Source organism: Streptococcus pseudopneumoniae IS7493, from assembly GCF_000221985.1.
In the GTDB taxonomy this organism is placed as follows: domain Bacteria; phylum Bacillota; class Bacilli; order Lactobacillales; family Streptococcaceae; genus Streptococcus; species Streptococcus pseudopneumoniae.
Map to the genome: position 1 here is coordinate 633,237 of NC_015875.1, position 19,874 is coordinate 653,110.

The 19,874-nt window shown below is 41.6% G+C and carries 15 protein-coding genes and 1 pseudogene; 13 read left to right on the plus strand and 3 right to left on the minus strand.

Going from position 1 to position 19,874, the window contains the following annotated elements; translation table 11 throughout:
* Nucleotides 1–9 precede the first annotated feature (9 nt).
* Together SPPN_RS13795 and bgaA are read left to right on the plus strand one after the other, a co-directional pair.
* On the plus strand, nt 10–246 hold the full coding sequence (locus SPPN_RS13795) for a hypothetical protein (protein ID WP_044012374.1): 237 nt from the start codon (nt 10–12) through the stop codon (nt 244–246).
* Nucleotides 247–333: 87 nt separating this feature from the next.
* The gene (gene bgaA / locus SPPN_RS03340) at nt 334–7,035 is read left to right on the plus strand and encodes an LPXTG-anchored adhesin/beta-galactosidase BgaA (RefSeq protein WP_000515171.1); all 6,702 of its coding nucleotides are present in this window, start codon (nt 334–336) and stop codon (nt 7,033–7,035) included.
* A 247-nt stretch (nt 7,036–7,282) separates the two neighbouring features.
* On the opposite strand, the gene SPPN_RS11845 is transcribed toward bgaA, so the two are convergent.
* Both SPPN_RS11845 and SPPN_RS03355 read right to left on the minus strand, forming a co-directional pair.
* Complete coding sequence (locus SPPN_RS11845; protein WP_000547419.1) at nt 7,283–8,281, minus strand: transposase; 999 nt, start codon at nt 8,279–8,281, stop codon at nt 7,283–7,285.
* Between the two features lie 213 nt (nt 8,282–8,494).
* Entirely contained in the window at nt 8,495–8,854 is a 360-nt protein-coding gene (locus SPPN_RS03355; RefSeq protein WP_044012038.1) for a DUF3397 domain-containing protein, read from the minus strand.
* Between the two features lie 91 nt (nt 8,855–8,945).
* On the opposite strand from SPPN_RS03355, the pseudogene mnmL reads away from it, so the two are divergent.
* From mnmL to msrB, 8 genes and pseudogenes are all read left to right on the plus strand, one after another.
* Nucleotides 8,946–9,902, plus strand: a pseudogene (mnmL, locus tag SPPN_RS13800) (tRNA modification radical SAM protein MnmL/YtqA).
* Nucleotides 9,886–10,443 (plus strand): tRNA 5-(aminomethyl)-2-thiouridylate-methyltransferase MnmM, encoded by a 558-nt coding sequence (gene mnmM / locus SPPN_RS03370; protein ID WP_000828433.1) that lies wholly within the window; start codon nt 9,886–9,888, stop codon nt 10,441–10,443. The pseudogene mnmL and the gene mnmM overlap by 17 nt, the downstream one beginning before the upstream one ends.
* Complete coding sequence (locus SPPN_RS03375; protein WP_000361102.1) at nt 10,436–10,690, plus strand: hypothetical protein; 255 nt, start codon at nt 10,436–10,438, stop codon at nt 10,688–10,690. The genes mnmM and SPPN_RS03375 overlap by 8 nt, the downstream gene beginning before the upstream one ends.
* A gap of 11 nt (nt 10,691–10,701) precedes the next feature.
* Nucleotides 10,702–12,756, plus strand: a complete 2,055-nt coding sequence (locus SPPN_RS03380; protein ID WP_000421630.1) for a cation:proton antiporter — start codon at nt 10,702–10,704, stop codon at nt 12,754–12,756.
* Nucleotides 12,757–12,934: 178 nt separating this feature from the next.
* Nucleotides 12,935–13,795 (plus strand): YihY/virulence factor BrkB family protein, encoded by an 861-nt coding sequence (locus tag SPPN_RS03385; RefSeq protein WP_000759507.1) that lies wholly within the window; start codon nt 12,935–12,937, stop codon nt 13,793–13,795.
* Nucleotides 13,796–14,005: 210 nt separating this feature from the next.
* On the plus strand, nt 14,006–14,716 hold the full coding sequence (gene ccdA2 / locus SPPN_RS03390; protein WP_000509840.1) for a thiol-disulfide oxidoreductase-associated membrane protein CcdA2: 711 nt from the start codon (nt 14,006–14,008) through the stop codon (nt 14,714–14,716).
* Nucleotides 14,717–14,736: 20 nt separating this feature from the next.
* A complete protein-coding gene (locus SPPN_RS03395) occupies nt 14,737–15,303 on the plus strand; it encodes a TlpA family protein disulfide reductase (protein ID WP_000759274.1) in 567 nt (188 codons plus the stop codon).
* A 10-nt stretch (nt 15,304–15,313) separates the two neighbouring features.
* Nucleotides 15,314–16,426: a peptide-methionine (R)-S-oxide reductase MsrB gene (gene msrB, locus SPPN_RS03400; protein ID WP_000998316.1), complete on the plus strand. Its 1,113-nt coding sequence runs from the start codon at nt 15,314–15,316 to the stop codon at nt 16,424–16,426.
* Here the strand turns inward: msrB and SPPN_RS13135 are convergent.
* Nucleotides 16,423–16,566: a hypothetical protein gene (locus tag SPPN_RS13135; RefSeq protein WP_153299955.1), complete on the minus strand. Its 144-nt coding sequence runs from the start codon at nt 16,564–16,566 to the stop codon at nt 16,423–16,425. The two genes, msrB and SPPN_RS13135, sit on opposite strands and share 4 nt — an antisense overlap.
* Before the next feature lie 197 nt (nt 16,567–16,763).
* On the opposite strand from SPPN_RS13135, the gene SPPN_RS03405 reads away from it, so the two are divergent.
* The 3 genes from SPPN_RS03405 to SPPN_RS03415 all read left to right on the plus strand — a co-directional run bounded on the left by SPPN_RS03405 (nt 16,764) and on the right by SPPN_RS03415 (nt 19,867).
* Nucleotides 16,764–17,501 (plus strand): response regulator transcription factor, encoded by a 738-nt coding sequence (locus SPPN_RS03405; RefSeq protein ID WP_000222614.1) that lies wholly within the window; start codon nt 16,764–16,766, stop codon nt 17,499–17,501.
* Complete coding sequence (locus SPPN_RS03410) at nt 17,498–19,189, plus strand: cache domain-containing sensor histidine kinase (RefSeq protein WP_000831107.1); 1,692 nt, start codon at nt 17,498–17,500, stop codon at nt 19,187–19,189. Before SPPN_RS03405 ends, SPPN_RS03410 begins: the two co-directional genes overlap by 4 nt.
* Before the next feature lie 114 nt (nt 19,190–19,303).
* Nucleotides 19,304–19,867 carry a TIGR01440 family protein gene (locus tag SPPN_RS03415; protein ID WP_001006359.1) on the plus strand — a complete coding sequence of 188 codons (564 nt, stop codon included), beginning with the start codon at nt 19,304–19,306 and terminating at the stop codon, nt 19,865–19,867.
* The last annotated feature ends 7 nt before the right edge of the window (nt 19,868–19,874 follow it).

A 19,874-nucleotide genomic window follows, 5' to 3' on the forward strand; every position in this document is an offset into this window, starting at 1 on the left:
TTATACTCAATGAAAATCAAAGAGCAAACTAGGAAGCTAGCCGCAGGTTGCTCAAAACACAGTTTTGAGGTTGTAGATAAGACTGACGAAGTCAGCTCAAAACACAGTTTTGAGGTTGTAGATGAAACTGACGAAGTCAGCTCAAAACATGGTTTTGAGGTTGTAGATGAAACTGACGAAGTCAGTAACCATACCTACGGCAAGGCGACGCTGACGAAGTTTGAATTGGATTTTCACAGAGTGTAAATTGTTGAAACTAGGTTGTCATACAATGTATACCACTTGGGCTTTGGCAGTAGCTAACTGCACTAAATATAATATAAGGAGGGTTTTATGGGGAAAGGCCATTGGAATCGGAAAAGAGTTTATAGCATTCGTAAGTTTGCTGTGGGAGCTTGCTCAGTAATGATTGGGACTTGTGCAGTTCTATTAGGAGGAAATATAGCTGGAGAATCTGTAGTTTATGCGGATGAAATACTTATTACTCATACTGCTGAGAAACCTAAAGAGGAAAAAACGATAGTAGAAGAAAAGGCTGATAAAGCTTTGGAAACTAAAAATGTAGTTGAAAGGACAGAACAAAGTGAATCTAGTTCAACTGAGGCTATTGCATCTGAGAAGAAAGAAGATGAAGCCGTAACTCCAAAAGAGGAAAAAGTGTCTGCTAAACCGGAAGAAAAAGCTCCAAGGATAGAATCACAAGCTTCAAGTCAAGAAAAACCGCTTAGGGAAGATGCTAAAGCTGTAACAAATGAAGAAGTGAATCAAATGATTGAAGACAGGAAAGTGGATTTTAATCAAAATTGGCACTTTAAACTCAATGCAAATTCTAAGGAAGTCATTAAACCGGATGCAGATGTATCTACGTGGAAAAAATTGGATTTACCGTATGACTGGAGTATTTTTAATGATTTCGATCATGAATCTCCTGCACAAAATGAAGGTGGACAGCTTAACGGTGGGGAAGCTTGGTATCGCAAGACTTTCAAACTAGATGAAAAAGACCTCACGAAAAATGTTCGCCTTACTTTTGATGGCGTCTACATGGATTCTCAAGTTTATGTCAATGGTCAGTTAGTGGGGCATTATCCAAATGGTTATAACCAATTTTCATATGATATCACTAACTATTTGAACAAAGATGGTCGTGAGAATGTGATTGCTGTCCATGCAGTCAACAAACAGCCAAGTAGCCGTTGGTATTCAGGAAGTGGTATCTATCGTGATGTGACTTTACAAGTGACAGATAAGGTGCATGTTGAGAAAAATGGGACAACTATTTTAACACCAAAACTTGAAGAACAACAACATGGCAAGGTTGAAACTCATGTGACCAGCAAAATCGTCAATACGGACGACAAAGACCATGAACTTGTAGCAGAATATCAAATCGTTGAACGTGGTGGTCAGGCTGTGACAGGTCTAGTACGTACAGAGAGTCGTACCTTAAAAGCACATGAATCAACAAGCCTAGATGCGATTTTAGAAGTTGAAAGACCAAAACTCTGGACCGTTTTAAATGACAAACCTGCCTTGTACGAATTGATTACGCGTGTTTACCGTGACGGTCAATTGGTTGATGCTAAGAAGGATTTGTTTGGTTACCGTTACTATCACTGGACTCCAAATGAAGGTTTCTCTTTGAATGGTGAACGTATTAAATTCCATGGAGTATCCTTGCACCACGACCATGGGGCGCTTGGAGCAGAAGAAAACTATAAAGCAGAATACCGTCGTCTCAAACAAATGAAGGAGATGGGAGTTAACTCCATCCGTACAACCCACAACCCTGCTAGTGAGCAAACCTTGCAAATCGCAGCAGAACTAGGTTTACTCGTTCAGGAAGAGGCCTTTGATACTTGGTATGGTGGCAAGAAACCTTATGACTATGGACGTTTCTTTGAAAAAGATGCCACTCACCCAGAAGCTCGAAAAGGTGAAAAATGGTCTGATTTTGACCTACGTACCATGGTCGAAAGAGGCAAAAACAACCCTGCTATCTTCATGTGGTCAATTGGTAATGAAATAGGTGAAGCTAATGGTGATGCCCACTCTTTAGCAACTGTTAAACGTTTGGTCAAGGTTATCAAGGATGTTGATAAGACTCGCTATGTTACCATGGGAGCAGATAAATTCCGTTTCGGTAATGGTAGCGGAGGGCATGAGAAAATTGCTGATGAACTCGATGCTGTTGGATTTAACTATTCTGAAGATAATTACAAAGCCCTTAGAGCTAAGCATCCAAAATGGTTGATTTATGGATCAGAAACATCTTCAGCTACCCGTACACGTGGAAGTTACTATCGCCCTGAACGTGAATTGAAACATAGCAATGGACCTGAGCGTCATTATGAACAGTCTGACTATGGGAATGATCGTGTGGGTTGGGGGAAAACAGCAACCGCTTCATGGACTTTTGACCGTGACAACGCTGGCTATGCTGGACAGTTTATCTGGACAGGTACGGACTATATTGGTGAACCTACACCATGGCACAACCAAAATCAAACTCCTGTTAAGAGCTCTTACTTTGGTATCGTAGATACAGCCGGCATTCCAAAACATGACTTCTATCTCTACCAAAGCCAATGGGTTTCTGTTAAGAAGAAACCGATGGTACACCTTCTTCCTCACTGGAACTGGGAAAACAAAGAATTAGCATCCAAAGTAGCTGACTCAGAAGGTAAGATTCCAGTTCGTGCTTATTCGAATGCTTCTAGTGTAGAATTGTTCTTGAATGGAAAATCTCTTGGTCTTAAGACCTTCAACAAAAAACAAACCAGCGATGGTCGTACCTACCAAGAAGGTGCGAATGCTAAGGAACTCTATCTTGAGTGGAAGGTTACTTACCAACCAGGTACCTTGGAAGCTGTAGCTCGCGATGAAGCTGGAAAAGAAATTGCACGTGACAAGATTACCACTGCAGGGCAACCAGCAGGAGTTCGCCTCGTCAAGGAAGAACACGCCATCGCCGCAGATGGAAAAGACTTGACTTACATCTACTACGAAATCGTAGACAGTGAAGGAAATGTTGTACCAACTGCCAATAATTTGGTTCGTTTCCAATTGCATGGACAAGGTCAACTAGTCGGTGTCGATAATGGGGAACAAGCCAGCCGAGAACGCTATAAGGCGCAAGCAGATGGTTCATGGATCCGTAGAGCCTTTAACGGTAAAGGGGTTGCCATCGTTAAATCAACTGAACAAGCAGGTAAATTCACTCTGACTGCCCACTCAGATCTCTTGAAATCGGACCAAGTTACCGTCTTTACTGGTAAGAAAGAAGGACAAGAGAAGACTGTTTTGGGGACAGAAGTAGCAAGAGTTCGTACATTAATTGGTAAAGAACCAAAAATGCCGAAAACAGTAGGTTTTGTATACAGCGACGGTAGTCGTGAAAAACTTCCAGTAACTTGGTCTCAAGTCGATGTTAGTCAAGCAGGAGTTGTGACTGTTAAAGGTACAGCAAATGGACGTGAGGTAGAGGCTCATGTCGAGGTTCTAGCAATTGCGAAAGAATTACCAACAGTTAAACGTATTGCTCCAAATACTAACTTGAATTCTGTAGACAAATCTGTTTCCTATGTTTTGACTGATGGAAGTGTACAAGAGTATGAAGTGGACAAGTGGGAGATTGCCGAAGAAGATAAAGCTAAGTTAGCAATTCCAGGTTCTCGTATTCAAGCGACCGGTTATTTAGAAGGTCAACCAATTCATGCAACCCTTGTGGTAGAAGAAGGAAATGCTGCAGCACCTGTAGTGCCAACTGTTACTGTTGGAGGTGAGGCAGTAACAGGTCTTACTAGTCGACAACCAATGCAATATCGTACTCTATCTTATGGTGCCCAACTGCCAGAAGTCACAGCAAGTGCTGAAAATGCTGATGTGACAGTTCTTCAAGCAAGCGCAGCAAACGGCATGCGTGCGAGCATCTTTATTCAGCCTAAAGATGGTGGCCCTCTTCAAACCTATGCAATTCAATTCCTTGAAGAAGCACCAAAAATTGCTCACTTGAGCTTGCAAGTGGAAAAAGCTGACAGTCTCAAAGAAGACCAAACTGTCAAATTGTCGGTTCGAGCTCACTATCAAGATGGAACGCAAGCTGTATTACCAGCTGATAAAGTAACCTTTTCTACAAGTGGTGAAGGGGAAGTCGCAATTCGTAAAGGAATGCTTGAGTTACATAAGCCAGGAGCAGTCACTCTCAAAGCGGAATATGAGGGAGCTAAAGGCCAAGTTGATCTCACTATCCAGGCCAATACTGAGAAGAAGATTGCGCAATCTATCCGTCCAGTAAATGTAGTGACAGATTTACACCAAGAACCTACTCTTCCGTCAACAGTAACGGTTGAGTATGACAAAGGTTTCCCTAAAGCTCACAAAGTCACTTGGCAAGCTATTCCGAAAGAAAAACTAGACTCCTATCAAACCTTTGAAGTGTTAGGTAAAGTTGAAGGAATTGACCTTGAAGCGCGTGCAAGAGTCTCTGTAGAAGGTATCGTTTCAGTTGAAGAAGTCAGTGTGACAACTCCAATCGCAGAAGCACCACAATTACCAGAAAGCGTTCGGACATATGATTCAAATGGTCACGTTTCATCAGCTAAGGTTGCATGGGATGCGATTCGTCCAGAGCAATACGCTAAGGAAGGTGTCTTTACAGTTAATGGTCGCTTAGAAGGTACGCGATTAACAACTAAACTTCATGTTCGCGTATCTGCTCAAACTGAGCAAGGTGCAAACATTTCTGACCAATGGACCGGTTCAGAATTGCCACTTGCCTTTGCTTCAGATTCAAATCCAAGCGACCCAGTTTCAAATGTTAATGACAAGCTCATTTCCTACAATAACCAACCAGCCAATCGTTGGACAAACTGGAATCGTAGTAATCCAGAAGCTTCAGTCGGTGTTCTGTTTGGAGATTCAGGTATCTTGAGCAAACGCTCCGTTGATAATCTAAGTGTCGGATTCCACGAAGACCATGGAGTTGGTGCACCGAAGTCTTATGTGATTGAGTATTATGTTGGCAAGACTGTCCCAACAGCTCCTAAAAACCCTAGTTTTGTTGGTAATGAGGACCATGTCTTTAATGATTCTGCCAACTGGAAACCAGTTACTAATCTAAAAGCCCCTGCTAAACTCAAGGCTGGAGAAATGAACCACTTTAGCTTTGATAAAGTTGAAACCTATGCTGTTCGTATTCGCATGGTTAAAGCAGATAACAAGCGTGGAACGTCTATCACAGAGGTACAAATCTTTGCGAAACAAGTTGCGGCAGCCAAACAAGGACAAACAAGAATCCAAGTTGACGGCAAAGACTTAGCAAACTTCAACCCTGATTTGACAGACTACTACCTTGAGTCTGTAGATGGAAAAGTTCCGGCAGTCACAGCAAGTGTTAGCAACAATGGTCTCGCTACCGTCGTTCCAAGCGTTCGTGAAGGTGAGCCAGTTCGTGTCATCGCGAAAGCTGAAAATGGCGACATCTTAGGAGAATACCGTCTGCACTTCACTAAGGATAAGAACTTACTTTCTTATAAACCAGTTGCTGCGGTTAAACAAGCTCGCTTGGTACAAGTAGGTCAAGCACTTGAATTGCCGACTAAGGTTCCAGTTTACTTCACAGGTAAAGACGGCTACGAAACAAAAGACTTGTCAGTTGAATGGGAAGAAGTTCAAGCAGAAAATCTGACAAAAGCAGGTCAATTTACCGTTCGAGGCCATGTCCTTGGTAGTGATCTTGTTGCTGAGTTCACTGTACGAGTGACAGACAAACTAGGCGAAGCTCTTTCAGATAACCCAGAGTATGATGAAGACAGTAACCAGGCCTTTGCTTCAGCCACTAACGATATTGATAGAAACTCCCATGACCGTGTGGATTATCTCAATGACGGAGATCATTCAGAAAATCGTCGTTGGACAAACTGGTCTGCAAGACCGTCTACCAATCCAGAAGTATCAGCAGGCGTAATCTTCCGTGAAAATGGTAAGATTGTAGAACGGACTGTTGCACAAGGAAAAGTTCAGTTCTTTGTAGATAGTGGTACAGATGCACCATCTAAACTTGTTTTGGAACGTTATGTCGGCCCAGACTTTGAAGTGCCTACCTACTATTCAAACTACCAAGCCTACGAATCTGGACATCCATTTAACAATCCAGAAAATTGGGAAGCTGTGCCTTATCGTGCGGATAAAGACATTGCAGCTGGTGATGAAATCAACGTAACATTTAAAGCTATCAAAGCCAAAGCTATGAGATGGCGTATGGAGCGTAAAGCAGATAAGAGCGGTGTTGCGATGATTGAGCTGACCTTCCTTGCACCAAGCGAATTGCCTCAAGAAAGCACTCAATCGAAGATTCTTGTAGATGGAAAAGAACTTGCTGATTTCGCTGAAGATCGTCAAGACTACCAAATCACCTATAAAGGTCAACGGCCAAAAGTCTCAGTTGAAGAAAACAATCAAGTAGCTTCGACTGTGGTAGATAGTGGAGAAGATAGTCTTCCAGTACTTGTTCGCCTCGTTTCAGAAAGTGGAAAACAAGTCAAGGAATACCGTATCCAGTTGACTAAGGAAAAACCAGTTTCTGAGAAGACAGTTGCTGCTGTACAAGAAGATTTTCCAAAACTCGAATTTGTTGAAAAAGATTTGGCATACAAGACAGTTGAGAAAAAAGATTCAACACTGTATCTAGGTGAAACTCGTGTAGAACAAGAAGGAAAAACTGGTAAAGAACGTATCTTTACAGCGATTAATCCTGATGGAAGTAAGGAAGAAAAACTCCGTGAAGTGGTAGAAGCTCCGACAGACCGCATCATCTTGGTTGGAACCAAACCAGTAGCTCAAGAAGCTAAAAAACCACAAGTGTCAGAAAAAGCAGATACAAAACCAATTGATTCAAGTGAAGCTAGTCAAACTAATAAAGCCCAGTTACCAAATACAGGTAGTGCGGCAAGCCAAGCAGCAGTAGCAGCAGGTTTAGCTCTTCTAGGTTTGAGTGCAGGATTAGTAGTTACTAAAGGTAAAAAAGAAGACTAGAAATTTTGATACCTTCTTTATCATTAAAGACCAAAGAAAAACTCTTGTCCTAAATAGAAGATAAAGAGCCTGAGACAAAATAGTTCTCAACCACAAAAAAGCTAGATATTTCCAATTGCGGAACTCTAGCTTTTTAATTTTGAGTCGTTCTCTTATTGTATAGTAGATTGAAACTAGAATAGTACACTTCTACTTCTAAAACATTGTTAGAAATCAATTTGACTGTCCTTATCGATTTGTCCTGTTCTTATTTCATTTCACTATGTTTTAGGAGGTTATTGGCCATAAGTACCAATCCCATGTCAATTCTCACTTGACGCATCCCTCTCAGATTACATATCTTGTAACCCAAACAAGCCTTTATCTGCCCAAAGACAGGTTCCACATCAATCTTGCGTTGAGCGAAAATCTGTCTACCTTGGGGAGATAAAAGCGCCTGACATTCTTTAACTTTCAAGTTTTGATAGCCTTCGTTCATATACAGTCCCTTTTGAGGGGCTGATTCAGGTTCGTCGGCGTAGTAAACCTTGATTTCCTGTTGAAAGTCTGTCTGTGTTTTCTGATGTTTGATATGGTGAAAACGATAGCACCAGCCATCAGGATGTGTGTAGCTATCCTCCTTGTTATCATAGTGCCAATTCGCTAAGTTTCTAGCTGACTGTTTATACCCTCTCTTTTGTTCCTTGTCAAACATGGCATATTTAATCAGAAGGGGAGTGATTTCTTCTTGAAAATAGACCTGTATCTGTTCTTGAAGTTTGGTGGAGAATTTCTCTGTCGTTTTCTTCCACACAAAACTATACTTGTTGGCATTGGCTTCAATCTTAGTTCCGTCAATAAACAGACAATCTAAAGTCACTAACTCTTCCATTTTTAAACGAAGATTGAGGTCGATGAAAAGATCACGAATAAGGTCTTCCATCCCTTCAGCGACTCGAAAACGATTGATGGTGCGATAGCTGACAACCAACTGCCCTGTTAGGTATTGCATAGCCAGATTTTCAATCATCATTTTTTCAATTTTTCGCCCAGAGAAAATCCCTTGTGAATAGGCAAATAGAAGAGTAGATACAAGCATTTTAGGGTGATAAGACGGGCAATCAAAGGTATGATAGAAGGCGTAGAAGTGATGTTCCTCCAAGGTATTCACCACTTTTTCAATAGTAAAGACGAGATGGTCTTGTGGTAAGAAGGAACTGATTTCTAGTGGTAAAGTTGTTTGATTTGTGTTATAGTGAATATGCATGGGATAGCCTTTCTAAACGGTTTATTGTGCAATTCTATTTTACCAAGACTATCGCAACCATGCAAAAAAGCAACAGCAAATCCGTTGCTTTTTTTGGAGATAAGAGACTATTGTCCCAGACTCTTTTCTTTGTATAAAATTGTATAGTGTTATTGTCTATACTATTTTGTAGAGAAAGCAAAAATCCCTAGAAAAAAATGCTTAGGGATTCGACTATTTCATTAAGAACAATTCAACAATCATTTCTATATATATGATAAGGGTTAATAAGAATCCTGCACGCCAGAAGAATTTGATGAATTTAGGATAGTAAAAGCTGCGTTTTTTCAAAAGGAAGAAAAAGACGAGAATAATGGCTAGGATTGAGAGGGCTAGCCCCAGTCTAGGGAGGAAATTATGGGTAAAGGTTTTAGCTGTAATCAGGTAATATTCAAATACCAAGACCGGAAAAGCCAAATCCGCAAAGTTTCGTCCTAGTTTTTTTAATCTAAAAAGTTTGGTTAGGATAATGCAGATGACTAAGGTCAGTATCAATAATAAAATAGATGCTAATTTCATTAAAATCATACCCATATTGTATCATAAAAAAAGGCTAATGGAAACGAGAAACAGAGGAATTTATAGGAAAGTCAGGCTTCTGAGATTGTGGGTGATTTTTGTTATAATGAAAGTTATGAAATCTTATAATACCTTGAATGATTATTATCGAAAACTTTTTGGAGAAAAGACCTTTAAAGTCCCTATTGATGCGGGGTTTGACTGTCCCAATCGTGATGGAACTGTGGCTCATGGAGGCTGTACTTTTTGTACGGTTTCAGGTTCTGGAGATGCTATTGTAGCACCAGATGCGCCTATCCGTGAGCAATTTTATAAGGAAATTGACTTTATGCACCGTAAGTGGCCAGATGTTCAGAAGTATCTGGTTTATTTTCAAAATTTTACCAACACCCATGAAAAGGTGGAAGTTATTCGAGAGCGTTATGAACAGGCTATCAATGAGCCAGGTGTGGTAGGAATCAATATTGGAACGCGCCCAGACTGTTTACCAGACGAAACCATCGAATATTTGGCTGAGTTATCGGAGCGCATGCATGTGACGGTTGAATTGGGCTTGCAGACTACTTATGAAGCAACCTCTGACCTGATTAACCGTGCGCATTCTTATGAATTGTAGGTGGAAACGGTCAAGCGTTTGAGAAAGTATCCCAAGATTGAGATTGTTTCTCATTTGATCAATGGTTTGCCTGGTGAAACCCATGAGATGATGGTTGAAAATGTCCGCCGTTGTGTCACGAATAACGATATTCAAGGGATTAAACTGCATTTGCTCCATCTTATGACAAATACTCGTATGCAAGGAGATTATCACGAGGGACGTTTACAATTGATGAGTCAGGACGAATATGTCAGGGTCATCTGTGACCAACTGGAAATCATTCCCAAACATATCGTCATCCATCGAATCACAGGAGATGCACCTAGGGATATGCTGATTGGGCTTATGTGGAGCCTCAATAAATGGGAAGCTCTCAACAGCATTGAGATGGAGATGCGACGTCGTGGAAGTGTTCAAGGATGCAAGGCTGTAAAACAGGAGTTTGAAAATGAAAAGACCACTTGAGATGGCACATGATTTTTTGGCTGAGGTCGTGACAAAAGAGGATGTCGTAGTGGATGCGACTATGGGAAATGGTCATGACACGCTTTTTTTAGCCAAGCTAGCCAAGCAAGTCTATGCCTTTGATATTCAGAAGCAAGCCTTGGAAAAGACCCAAGAGCGTTTGCATCAGGCTGGCTTGACAAATGCCCAGTTAATCTTGCAAGGTCATGAGACACTGGACCAGTTTGTGACAGAAGCCAAGGCAGGGATTTTTAATCTGGGTTATCTGCCGTCGGCTGATAAGTCAGTCATTACCCAACCTCAGACAACGATTGAAGCCTTAGAAAAGCTGTGTAGCTTACTTGTCAAAGGTGGACGGATTGCCATTATGATCTACTATGGTCATGATGGAGGCGACCTCGAGAGGGATGCTGTCTTGGATTTTGTGAGCCAGTTGAACCAACAAGAGTACACAGCTACCATTTACCGAACTTTAAACCAAATCAACAATCCACCATTTTTAGTGATGATTGAAAAATTAGAGAGATATAAACATGGATAAACAATACCTACGTGAAAAGATGGATGCCATGCGCCAAAATTTTGTTGAATCAACCCACCACGAACGAGCAGTAGGTGTGTTAGAACAAGCGCATATGAGCAAAAAAATGCTTAAAATCAAGAAAAAATTAGTTGCTCTTGAGATGGAGCGGTGCCAGAAAAAAATTGAGCACAAAGATTGTTCCAAGATTGACCAAAAAATCAAAGAGCAGAAGGAGATATTTGAATCCTGTTGTAAAAAAGATTAAGGAGGACGTGCGTGGAATTACTGATTTACCTCATCCTATTTTTACTGGTTTTGATTGTCTCAAGTACAACCAATAAGCTCCTGCCCTTTTTGCCTCTCCCTTTGGTGCAAATTCTTTTGGGAATTGTGATTGGTCTCTTTTTACCCAATACTGACTTTCACCTTAATACGGAGTTGTTTTTGGCACTGGTTATCGGACCCTTGCTTTTCCGAGAGGCTGAAGAAGCAGATGTTACGGCTATTTTAAAACACTGGCGAATCATTGTTTATCTCATATTTCCAGTGATTTTTATCTCGACCCTGAGTTTGGGTGGCTTGGCCCATCTTCTTTGGTTCAGCCTTCCCTTGGCAGCTTGCTTGGCTGTTGGGGCAGCCCTTGGTCCCACGGACTTGGTGGCCTTTGCCTCTCTTTCGGAGCGTTTTAGCTTTCCTAAGCGCGTGTCCAATATCCTTAAGGGCGAAGGACTCTTGAATGATGCTTCTGGTTTGGTGGCTTTTCAGGTAGCTTTGACAGCTTGGACAACTGGAGCTTTTTCTCTGGGGCAAGCTAGCAGTTCGCTTATCTTTTCAATCCTAGGCGGTTTTTTAATTGGCTTTTTAACAGCCATGACTAATCGTTTCCTCCATAGCTTCTTGCTAAGTGTGCGAGCAACGGATATTGCTAGTGAGCTCCTTCTGGAATTGAGTTTACCCTTGGTAACCTTCTTCCTGGCAGAAGAAGTCCACGTTTCAGGGATTATTGCCGTCGTAGTTGCTGGGATTTTAAAGGCGAGTCGCTTCAAGAAAATCACGCTCCTCGAAGCCCAAGTGGATACGGTGACCGAGACAGTTTGGCATACAGTGAATTTTATGCTCAACGGTTCTGTCTTTGTGATTTTAGGAATGGAGTTGGAAATGATAGCAGAGCCTATCTTGACCAATCCAATCTATAATCCCTTGCTCTTGCTGGCATCTCTTGTCACCCTTACCTTTGTCCTCTTTGCTATTCGTTTTGTCATGATTTATGGCTATTATGCCTATAGGACTAGACGTCTCAAGAAAAAGCTAAATAAGTATATGAAGGACATGCTTCTCTTGACCTTCTCAGGTGTTAAGGGAACGGTGTCGATTGCTACAATCCTTCTGATACCAAGTAATCTAGAGCAGGAGTATCCTCTCTTGCTTTTCCTCGTCGCAGGTGTGACACTTGTAAGCTTTTTAACAGGCCTCGTGGTCTTGCCTCAGCTTTCTGACGAACAGGAAGAAAGCAAGGATTATCTCATGCATATCGCCATTTTGAATGAAGTAACGCTAGAGTTGGAAAAAGAGTTGGAAGATACCAGAAATAAACTTCCCCTCTATGCGGCTATTGACAATTACCATGGACGTATTGAAAATCTCATTTTAAGCCAAGAAAACCAGGATGATCAAGAAGATTGGGCTGCTTTGAAACTCTTGATTCTTAGTATTGAAAGTGATGGTTTGGAGCAGGCCTATGAAGAGGGGAACATTAGCAATCGTGCTTACCGAGTTTACCAACGTTATCTGAAAAATATAGAACGAGGCATCAATCGTAAATTTGCGTCACGATTGACCTATTATTTCCTTGTTTCTTTGCGGATTTTACGTTTTCTCCTTCATGAAGTTTTTACTCTCGGAAAGACCTTCCGTAGCTGGAAGGACAAGGAGCAAAGCCGTCTCCGTGCTCTTGATTACGACCAAATAGCAGAGCTCTATCTTGCCAATACAGAGATGATTATTGAAAGTTTGGAAAACCTGAAGGGAGTCTATAGACGCTCTTTGATTAGTTTTATGCAGGAGTCTCGTCTTCGAGAAACAGCTATTATCAGCAGTGGTGCCTTTGTCGAACGGGTTATCAATCGCGTTAAGCCTAACAATATCGATGAAATGCTGAGGGGCTATTATCTGGAGCGCAAGTTGATTTTCGAATACGAAGAAAAACGATTGATTACGACCAAGTATGCCAAGAAGTTACGACAAAATGTCAATAACTTAGAGAACTATTCCTTGAAGGAAGCTGCCAATACCCTGCCGTATGATATGGTGGAATTGGTAAGAAGAAATTAGTTAATACTCTTCGAAAATCTCTTCAAACCACGTCAGCGTCGCCTTGGATTATATATGTGACTGACTTCGTCAGTTTCATCTACAACCTCAAAGCAGGGCTTTGAGCAGCCTGCGGCTAGCTTTCTAGTTTGCTATTTGATTTTCATTGAGTATAAGATTATAAGTGAAGGAGTGTGACATGAAAAAGTGGTGGAAAGAGCTGATAGACAAGCCTCTATTAAAAGCTTTTTTGCATTATTATCAAGCATCAGATAGTGAGTTGACCAGTGTCGCAGTAGCCTACTATTGGTTGATTTCGATTTTTCCCCTGCTTTTGGTGGTGGTCAATATCCTCCCCTATTTTCAGATTCCTGTGGGAGAACTTCTGGGCTTTATGAAAGACGTCCTGCCCCCAAGCCTCTATGAAGGTGTGGAAAAAATAGCCAGAGAAGTCTTGACGCAACCTTCAACAGGTTTATTGAGTTTTTCTGTCTTGTCGGCGCTATGGAGTTTTTCAAAATCTATGAATTTCTTGCAAAAAGCTTTTAACAAGGCTTATGGCGTCGAAAAGAGTCGTGGACTTATTTCCCATCAGATGGTGAGCCTCCTAGTCAGTTTTGGCTTGCAGTTCCTCTTTGCGTTTGCCTTGTTTTTGAGCTTGTTTGGGCAGATGCTTTTGGCTTTACTTGCTCATTATTGGACAAAAGATGGCATTATCTATCAGGCTTTACAAGGGTTGGCAGGTCCTCTGACTTACGCCCTCCTCTTTGCTATCTTGGTCATGCTTTATTATTTTCTTCCCAATCTATCTGACAGGAAAATTAGCTATACCCTACCAGGCAGTGTCTTTGTCCTCTTAGTGATTTTAGGTTTACTAACTCTGTTCTCTAGTTATCTCAATTACTATGTCCATCATTTGGTGGATGTCCGAATTTTAGGTTCCGTTCTTCTTGTTGTTATGATGTTTTGGTTTATCTTAATTGCTAAAATTGTTATTCTAGGCGCGGTGATCAATGCCAGTATACAGAGTTTGAAAGATCCGGTCTTTAAAAAAGATTAACTATTTATCTATTACAAAAGCGCATAGTATCAAGGTTCTATAAAGCCTTGATACTATGCGCTTTTTGTGCTTTGACAGTTTTTGTATAGTTTTTGTCCAAGATTTCTAAATCATCTGATTAAATTCCTATTTTTCCCTATCATTGTCCCTGTTTTTTCGAAAATGGAAGGAGTATAATAAATCTATCAATAAAATGATAGGAGGAACTTTATGGGTCATATTTTCTTTTTTCTAAGTGTCTTTTTGGCAGGGATTCTATCCTTCTTTTCTCCTTGTATCTTACCCTTGTTACCAGTCTATGCAGGGGTGTTACTAGATGATAAGGATAGTGCTCAGGCTTCTAGTGGCAAATTTTCAATCTCAGTCACTAGTTTATTGCGAACGCTAGCCTTTATAGCAGGAATTTCCTTTATCTTTATTTTGTTGGGCTATGGAGCTGGTTTTTTAGGCGATTTGCTTTATGCTTCTTGGTTCCAATATGTGACAGGTGCGGTTATCATTCTCTTAGGCTTGCACCAGATGGAGATTCTACATTTTAAGGGGCTTTATAAGGAAAAGAGGTTACAACTGCAAGGACAGGGGCAAAATGGTAAGGGCTATAGTCAGGCGTTTTTACTGGGGTTGACTTTTAGTTTTGCTTGGACGCCTTGTGTGGGGCCGGTTCTGGGGTCTGTTTTGGCCTTGGCGGCTTCAGGTGGCTCAGGAGCTTGGCAGGGAGCGGGTCTCATGTTGGTGTACACGTTGGGTTTGGCGCTACCATTCTTGATTCTAGCTCTGGCCTCTAGTTATGTTTTGAAACATTTCCGAAAACTTCATCCCTATCTCGGGATTCTCAAAAAAGTGGGTGGTTTTCTCATTATTGTGATGGGACTCTTGGTTCTATTTGGAAATGCTTCAATTTTAAGTCAATTATTTGAATAAAAATGGAAAGGAATATCAGTATGAAAAAATGGCAAACATGTGTTCTTGGAGCAGGTTCGCTCCTTTGTTTGACGGCTTGTTCAGGCAAGTCCATGACCAGTGAACACCAAATGAAAGATGAGATGAAGATGGAGCAGACAGCTAGTAAAACAAGCACGGCTAAAGGGAAAGAGGTGGCTGATTTTGAGCTAACTGGAGTAGATGGCAAGACCTACCGCTTGTCTGATTACAAGGGCAAGAAAGTCTATCTCAAATTCTGGGCTTCTTGGTGTTCCATCTGTCTGGCTAGTCTTCCAGATACGGATGAAATTGCTAAAGAAGCTGGCGACGACTATGTGGTCTTGACAGTAGTGTCACCAGGACACAAGGGAGAACAATCTGAAGCGGACTTTAAGAATTGGTATAAGGGCTTGGATTATAAAAATTTCCCAGTCCTAGTTGACCCATCAGGCAAACTTTTGGAAAGTTATGGTGTTCGTTCTTACCCAACTCAAGCCTTTATAGATGGTGAAGGAAAATTGGTCAAAACCCAACCAGGATTCATGGAAAAAGATGCGATTTTGCAAACTTTGAAGGAATTAGCCTAGGAGGTGTCCTATGAATGATAAGCTAAAAATCATCTTGTTGCTAGGAGTATTTTTCCTAGCCATAACCGGTTTCTATTTTCTATTGATGCGAAATGCAGGGCAGACAGATGCCTCGCAAATTGAGAAAGCGGCAGTCAGCCAAGGAGGAAAAACAGTGAAAAAAACAGAAGTGAGTAAAGATGCAGACTTGCACGAAATTTATCTAGCTGGGGGATGTTTCTGGGGAGTGGAGGAATATTTCTCACGCGTTCCCGGGGTGACAGATGCCGTATCAGGCTATGCAAATGGTAGAGGGGAGACAACCAAGTACGAATTGATTAACCAAACAGGTCATGCGGAGACTGTTCATGTTACCTATGATGCCAATCAAATTTCCCTCAAGGAAATCCTGCTTCATTATTTCCGCATTATCAATCCAACCAGCAAAAATAAACAAGGAAATGATGTGGGAACCCAGTACCGTACTGGTGTTTATTACACAGATGACAAGGATTTAGAAGTGATCAACCAAGTCTTTGATGAGGTAGCTAAGAAATACGATCAACCTCTAGCAGTTGAAAAGGAAACCTTGAAGAATTTTGTAGTGGCAGAGGATTACCACCAAGACTATCTCAAGAAAAATCCAAATGGCTACTGCCATATCAATGTCAATCAGGCAGCCTATCCCGTCATTGATGCCAGCAAATATCCCAAACCAAGCGATGAAGAATTGAAAAAAACCCTGTCACCTGAGGAATATGCAGTTACCCAGAAAAATCAAACAGAACGGGCTTTTTCAAACCGCTACTGGGATAAATTTGAATCTGGTATCTATGTGGATGTAGCAACTGGGGAACCTCTTTTTTCATCAAAGGACAAGTTTGAGTCTGGTTGTGGTTGGCCTAGTTTCACCCAACCAATCAGTCCAGATGTTGTGACCTACAAGGAAGATAAGTCCTACAATATGACGCGCATGGAAGTGAGAAGTCGAGTAGGAGATTCTCACCTTGGCCATGTCTTTACGGACGGTCCACAGGACAAGGGCGGCTTACGCTACTGTATCAATAGCCTCTCTATCCGCTTTATTCCCAAAGACCAAATGGAAGAAAAAGGCTATGCTTATTTACTAGATTATGTTGATTAATACTCTTCGAAAATCGCTTCAAACCACGTCAGCGTCGCCTTGCCGTGGGTAGGGTTGAGACTGGGCAAAAACTCAATTTGAGGAGAGAATAAAGCAAATTTTCTAACAATAAAACACATAATATCAAGAATTTTTAACATCTGATACTATGCGTTTTCTAATTTAAAAGACTTTTTGCCCAGTCTCTCTATCCACAATCTCAAAGCGGTACTTTGAGAAACCTGTGGCTAGCTTCCTAGTTTACTTTTTGATTTTCATTGAGTATAAGAAGTCTTTCCTAAGCAGTGAGAGGAGAATTTTGCTATACTGATACTAGTAAGTGGTAAAGGAGAGAAGCATGACCTATACAATCTTAATCGTAGAAGATGAATATCTGGTGAGACAAGGTTTGACTAAACTGGTCAATGTAGCAGCCTACGATATGGAAATCATCGGTCAGGCTGAAAATGGAAGGCAGGCTTGGGAATTGATCCAAAAGCAGGTGCCAGATATCATTTTAACCGATATCAACATGCCTCATCTAAATGGCATCCAGTTGGCCAGTCTGGTACGAGAAACCTATCCTCAGGTTCATTTGGTCTTTTTAACAGGTTACGATGATTTTGATTATGCCTTGTCTGCTGTCAAACTAGGTGTGGACGACTACCTGCTCAAACCCTTTTCTCGTCATGATATTGAGGAAATGTTGGGGAAAATCAAACAAAAACTAGACAAGGAAGAGAAAGAAGAGCAGTTACAAGACTTATTGACTAATAGGTTTGAAGGAAACATAGCCCAGAAAATCCAGTCTCATCTGGCTGATAGCCAATTTAGTTTAAAGTCTTTAGCCAGTGACTTAGGTTTTAGTCCGACCTATCTGAGTTCCTTGATTAAGAAAGAGTTGGGCTTGCCTTTTCAGGATTATCTGGTGAGAGAACGTGTTAAACAAGCCAAGCTCTTGCTTTTAACTACAGATCTGAAGATTTATGAGATTGCAGAGAAGGTTGGTTTTGAAGATATGAACTATTTTACCCAACGTTTTAAGCAGATTGCAGGTGTGACACCTCGTCAGTTTAAGAAGGGAGAAGGCCGATGAAGCGTTCTTCTCTTTTAGTTAGAATGGTTATTTCCATCTTTCTGGTCTTTCTCATTCTCCTAGCTGTGGTTGGGACTTTCTACTATCGATCTAGTTCATCAGCCATTGAGGCTACCATTGAAGGCGATAGCCAAACGACTATCAGTCAGACTAGCCACTTTATCCAGTCTTATATCAAAAAATTAGAAACCACCTCGACCAGTTTGACCCAGCAGAGGGATGTCCTAGCCTATGCTGAGAATCCTAGCCAAGACAGAGTAAAGGGAATCCAAAATCTGTTTTTGACCATCTTGAAGGCGGATCAGGACTTGAAAACGGTGGTACTGGTAACCAAGTCAGGTCAGGTCATTTCTACAGATGACACTGTGCAGATGAAAACATCCTCAGATATGATGACTGAGGATTGGTACCAAAAGGCTATTCATCAGGGAGCCATGCCCGTTTTGACTCCAGCTCGTAAATCAGATAGTCAATGGGTCATTTCTGTCACTCAAGAACTTCTTGATGCAAAGGGGGGCAATCTTGGCGTGCTTCGCTTGGATATTTCCTACGAAACTCTGGAAGCCTATCTCAACCAACTCCAGTTGGGGCAGCAGGGCTTTGCTTTCATTATCAATGAAAACCATGAATTTGTCTACCATCCTCAACACACAGTTTATAGTTCGTCTAGCGAAATGGAGGCCATGAAACCCTATATCGAGACAGGTCAGGGCTATACGCTAGATCACCAATCCTACGTCAGTCAGGAAAAGATTGCAGGAACTGATTGGACGGTGCTTGGCGTGTCTTCGCTGGAGAAGTTAGACCAGGTTCGGAGTCAATTCATGTGGACCTTGCTTGGGGCAAGTGTCACATCTCTTCTTGTCTGTCTCTTCTTGGTTTGGTTAAGTCTCAAACGCTGGATTGCTCCTTTAAGGGACTTGAGAGAAACCATGTTGGAAATTGCTTCTGGTGCTCAAAATCTTCGTGCCAAGGAAGTTGGTGCCTATGAACTGAGAGAAGTAACTCGCCAATTTAATGCCATGTTGGATCAGATTGATCAGTTGATGGTAGCTATTCGTAGCCAGGAAGAAACGACCCGTCAGTACCAACTTCAAGCCCTATCAAGCCAGATTAACCCTCATTTCCTCTATAATACCTTGGATACCATCATCTGGATGGCTGAATTTCAGGATAGTCAGCGAGTGGTTCAGGTGACCAAGTCCTTGGCGACCTATTTCCGCTTGGCACTCAATCAAGGCAAGGACTTGATTTGCCTGTCTGATGAAATCAATCATGTCCGCCAGTATCTCTTTATCCAGAAACAACGCTATGGAGATAAGCTGGAATACGAGATTGCTGAAAATCCTGCCTTTGATAACCTAGTCTTGCCCAAGTTGGTTTTGCAACCTCTGGTGGAAAATGCTCTTTACCATGGCATCAAGGAGAAGGAAGGTCAGGGACATATTAGAGTTTCTGTCCAGAAACAGGATACAGGCTTGGTCATCCGCATTGAGGATGATGGAGTTGGCTTCCAAGATGCTGGTGATAGTAGTCAAAGTCAACTCAAACGTGGGGGAGTTGGTCTTCAAAATGTCGATCAGCGTCTCAAACTTCATTTTGGAGAACATTACCAGATGAAGATTGATTCTGCACCCGACAAAGGAACGACGGTTGAAATATACATAAATAGAATAGAAACTAGTTAACTCCCAGTCAATTCTGGGAGTTTTATGCGTAATTGGGCAAGCTTTCCAGGTCGTCTATCTTGCTAAAAACAAGAAAAAACGGTATGATAGATAGTGACAAAAGAGGTAGCAGAGATGAACGAGACACAGATTCAAAGAGAAACACGTCAGATAGTGAAAGATGTTTTAGAAAAGGCCAATTTGAAGCAAGGATCTATCTTTGTTTTGGGTCTTTCCTCTAGTGAAGTGATAGGTGGTCAGATTGGCAAGGAATCCAGCCAAGAAATTGGCGAAATCATTGTGAAGACCATCCTAGATTTCCTAGAAGAAAAAAGAATTCATCTAGCTGTTCAAGGCTGTGAGCATGTCAATCGGGTTCTCGTCGTTGAACGTCAGGTGGCAGAGCAGTTTGGTCTGGAAATCGTCAGTGTCCTTCCTACTCTCCATGCAGGAGGTTCAGGTCAATTGGCAGCCTTTAAGTTTATGCAAGATCCAGTTGAGGTTGAATTTATCAAGGCTCATGCTGGATTGGATATCGGAGATACTGCAATTGGTATGCATGTCAAGCATGTTCAGGTTCCGATTCGCCCTCTTTTGAGAGAGATTGGTCATGCCCATGTAACGGCGCTGGCTAGTCGTCCAAAATTAATCGGAGGTGCGCGTGCGCACTATCCGCAAGATTCTATCAGAAAGTCGTGAGAATAAA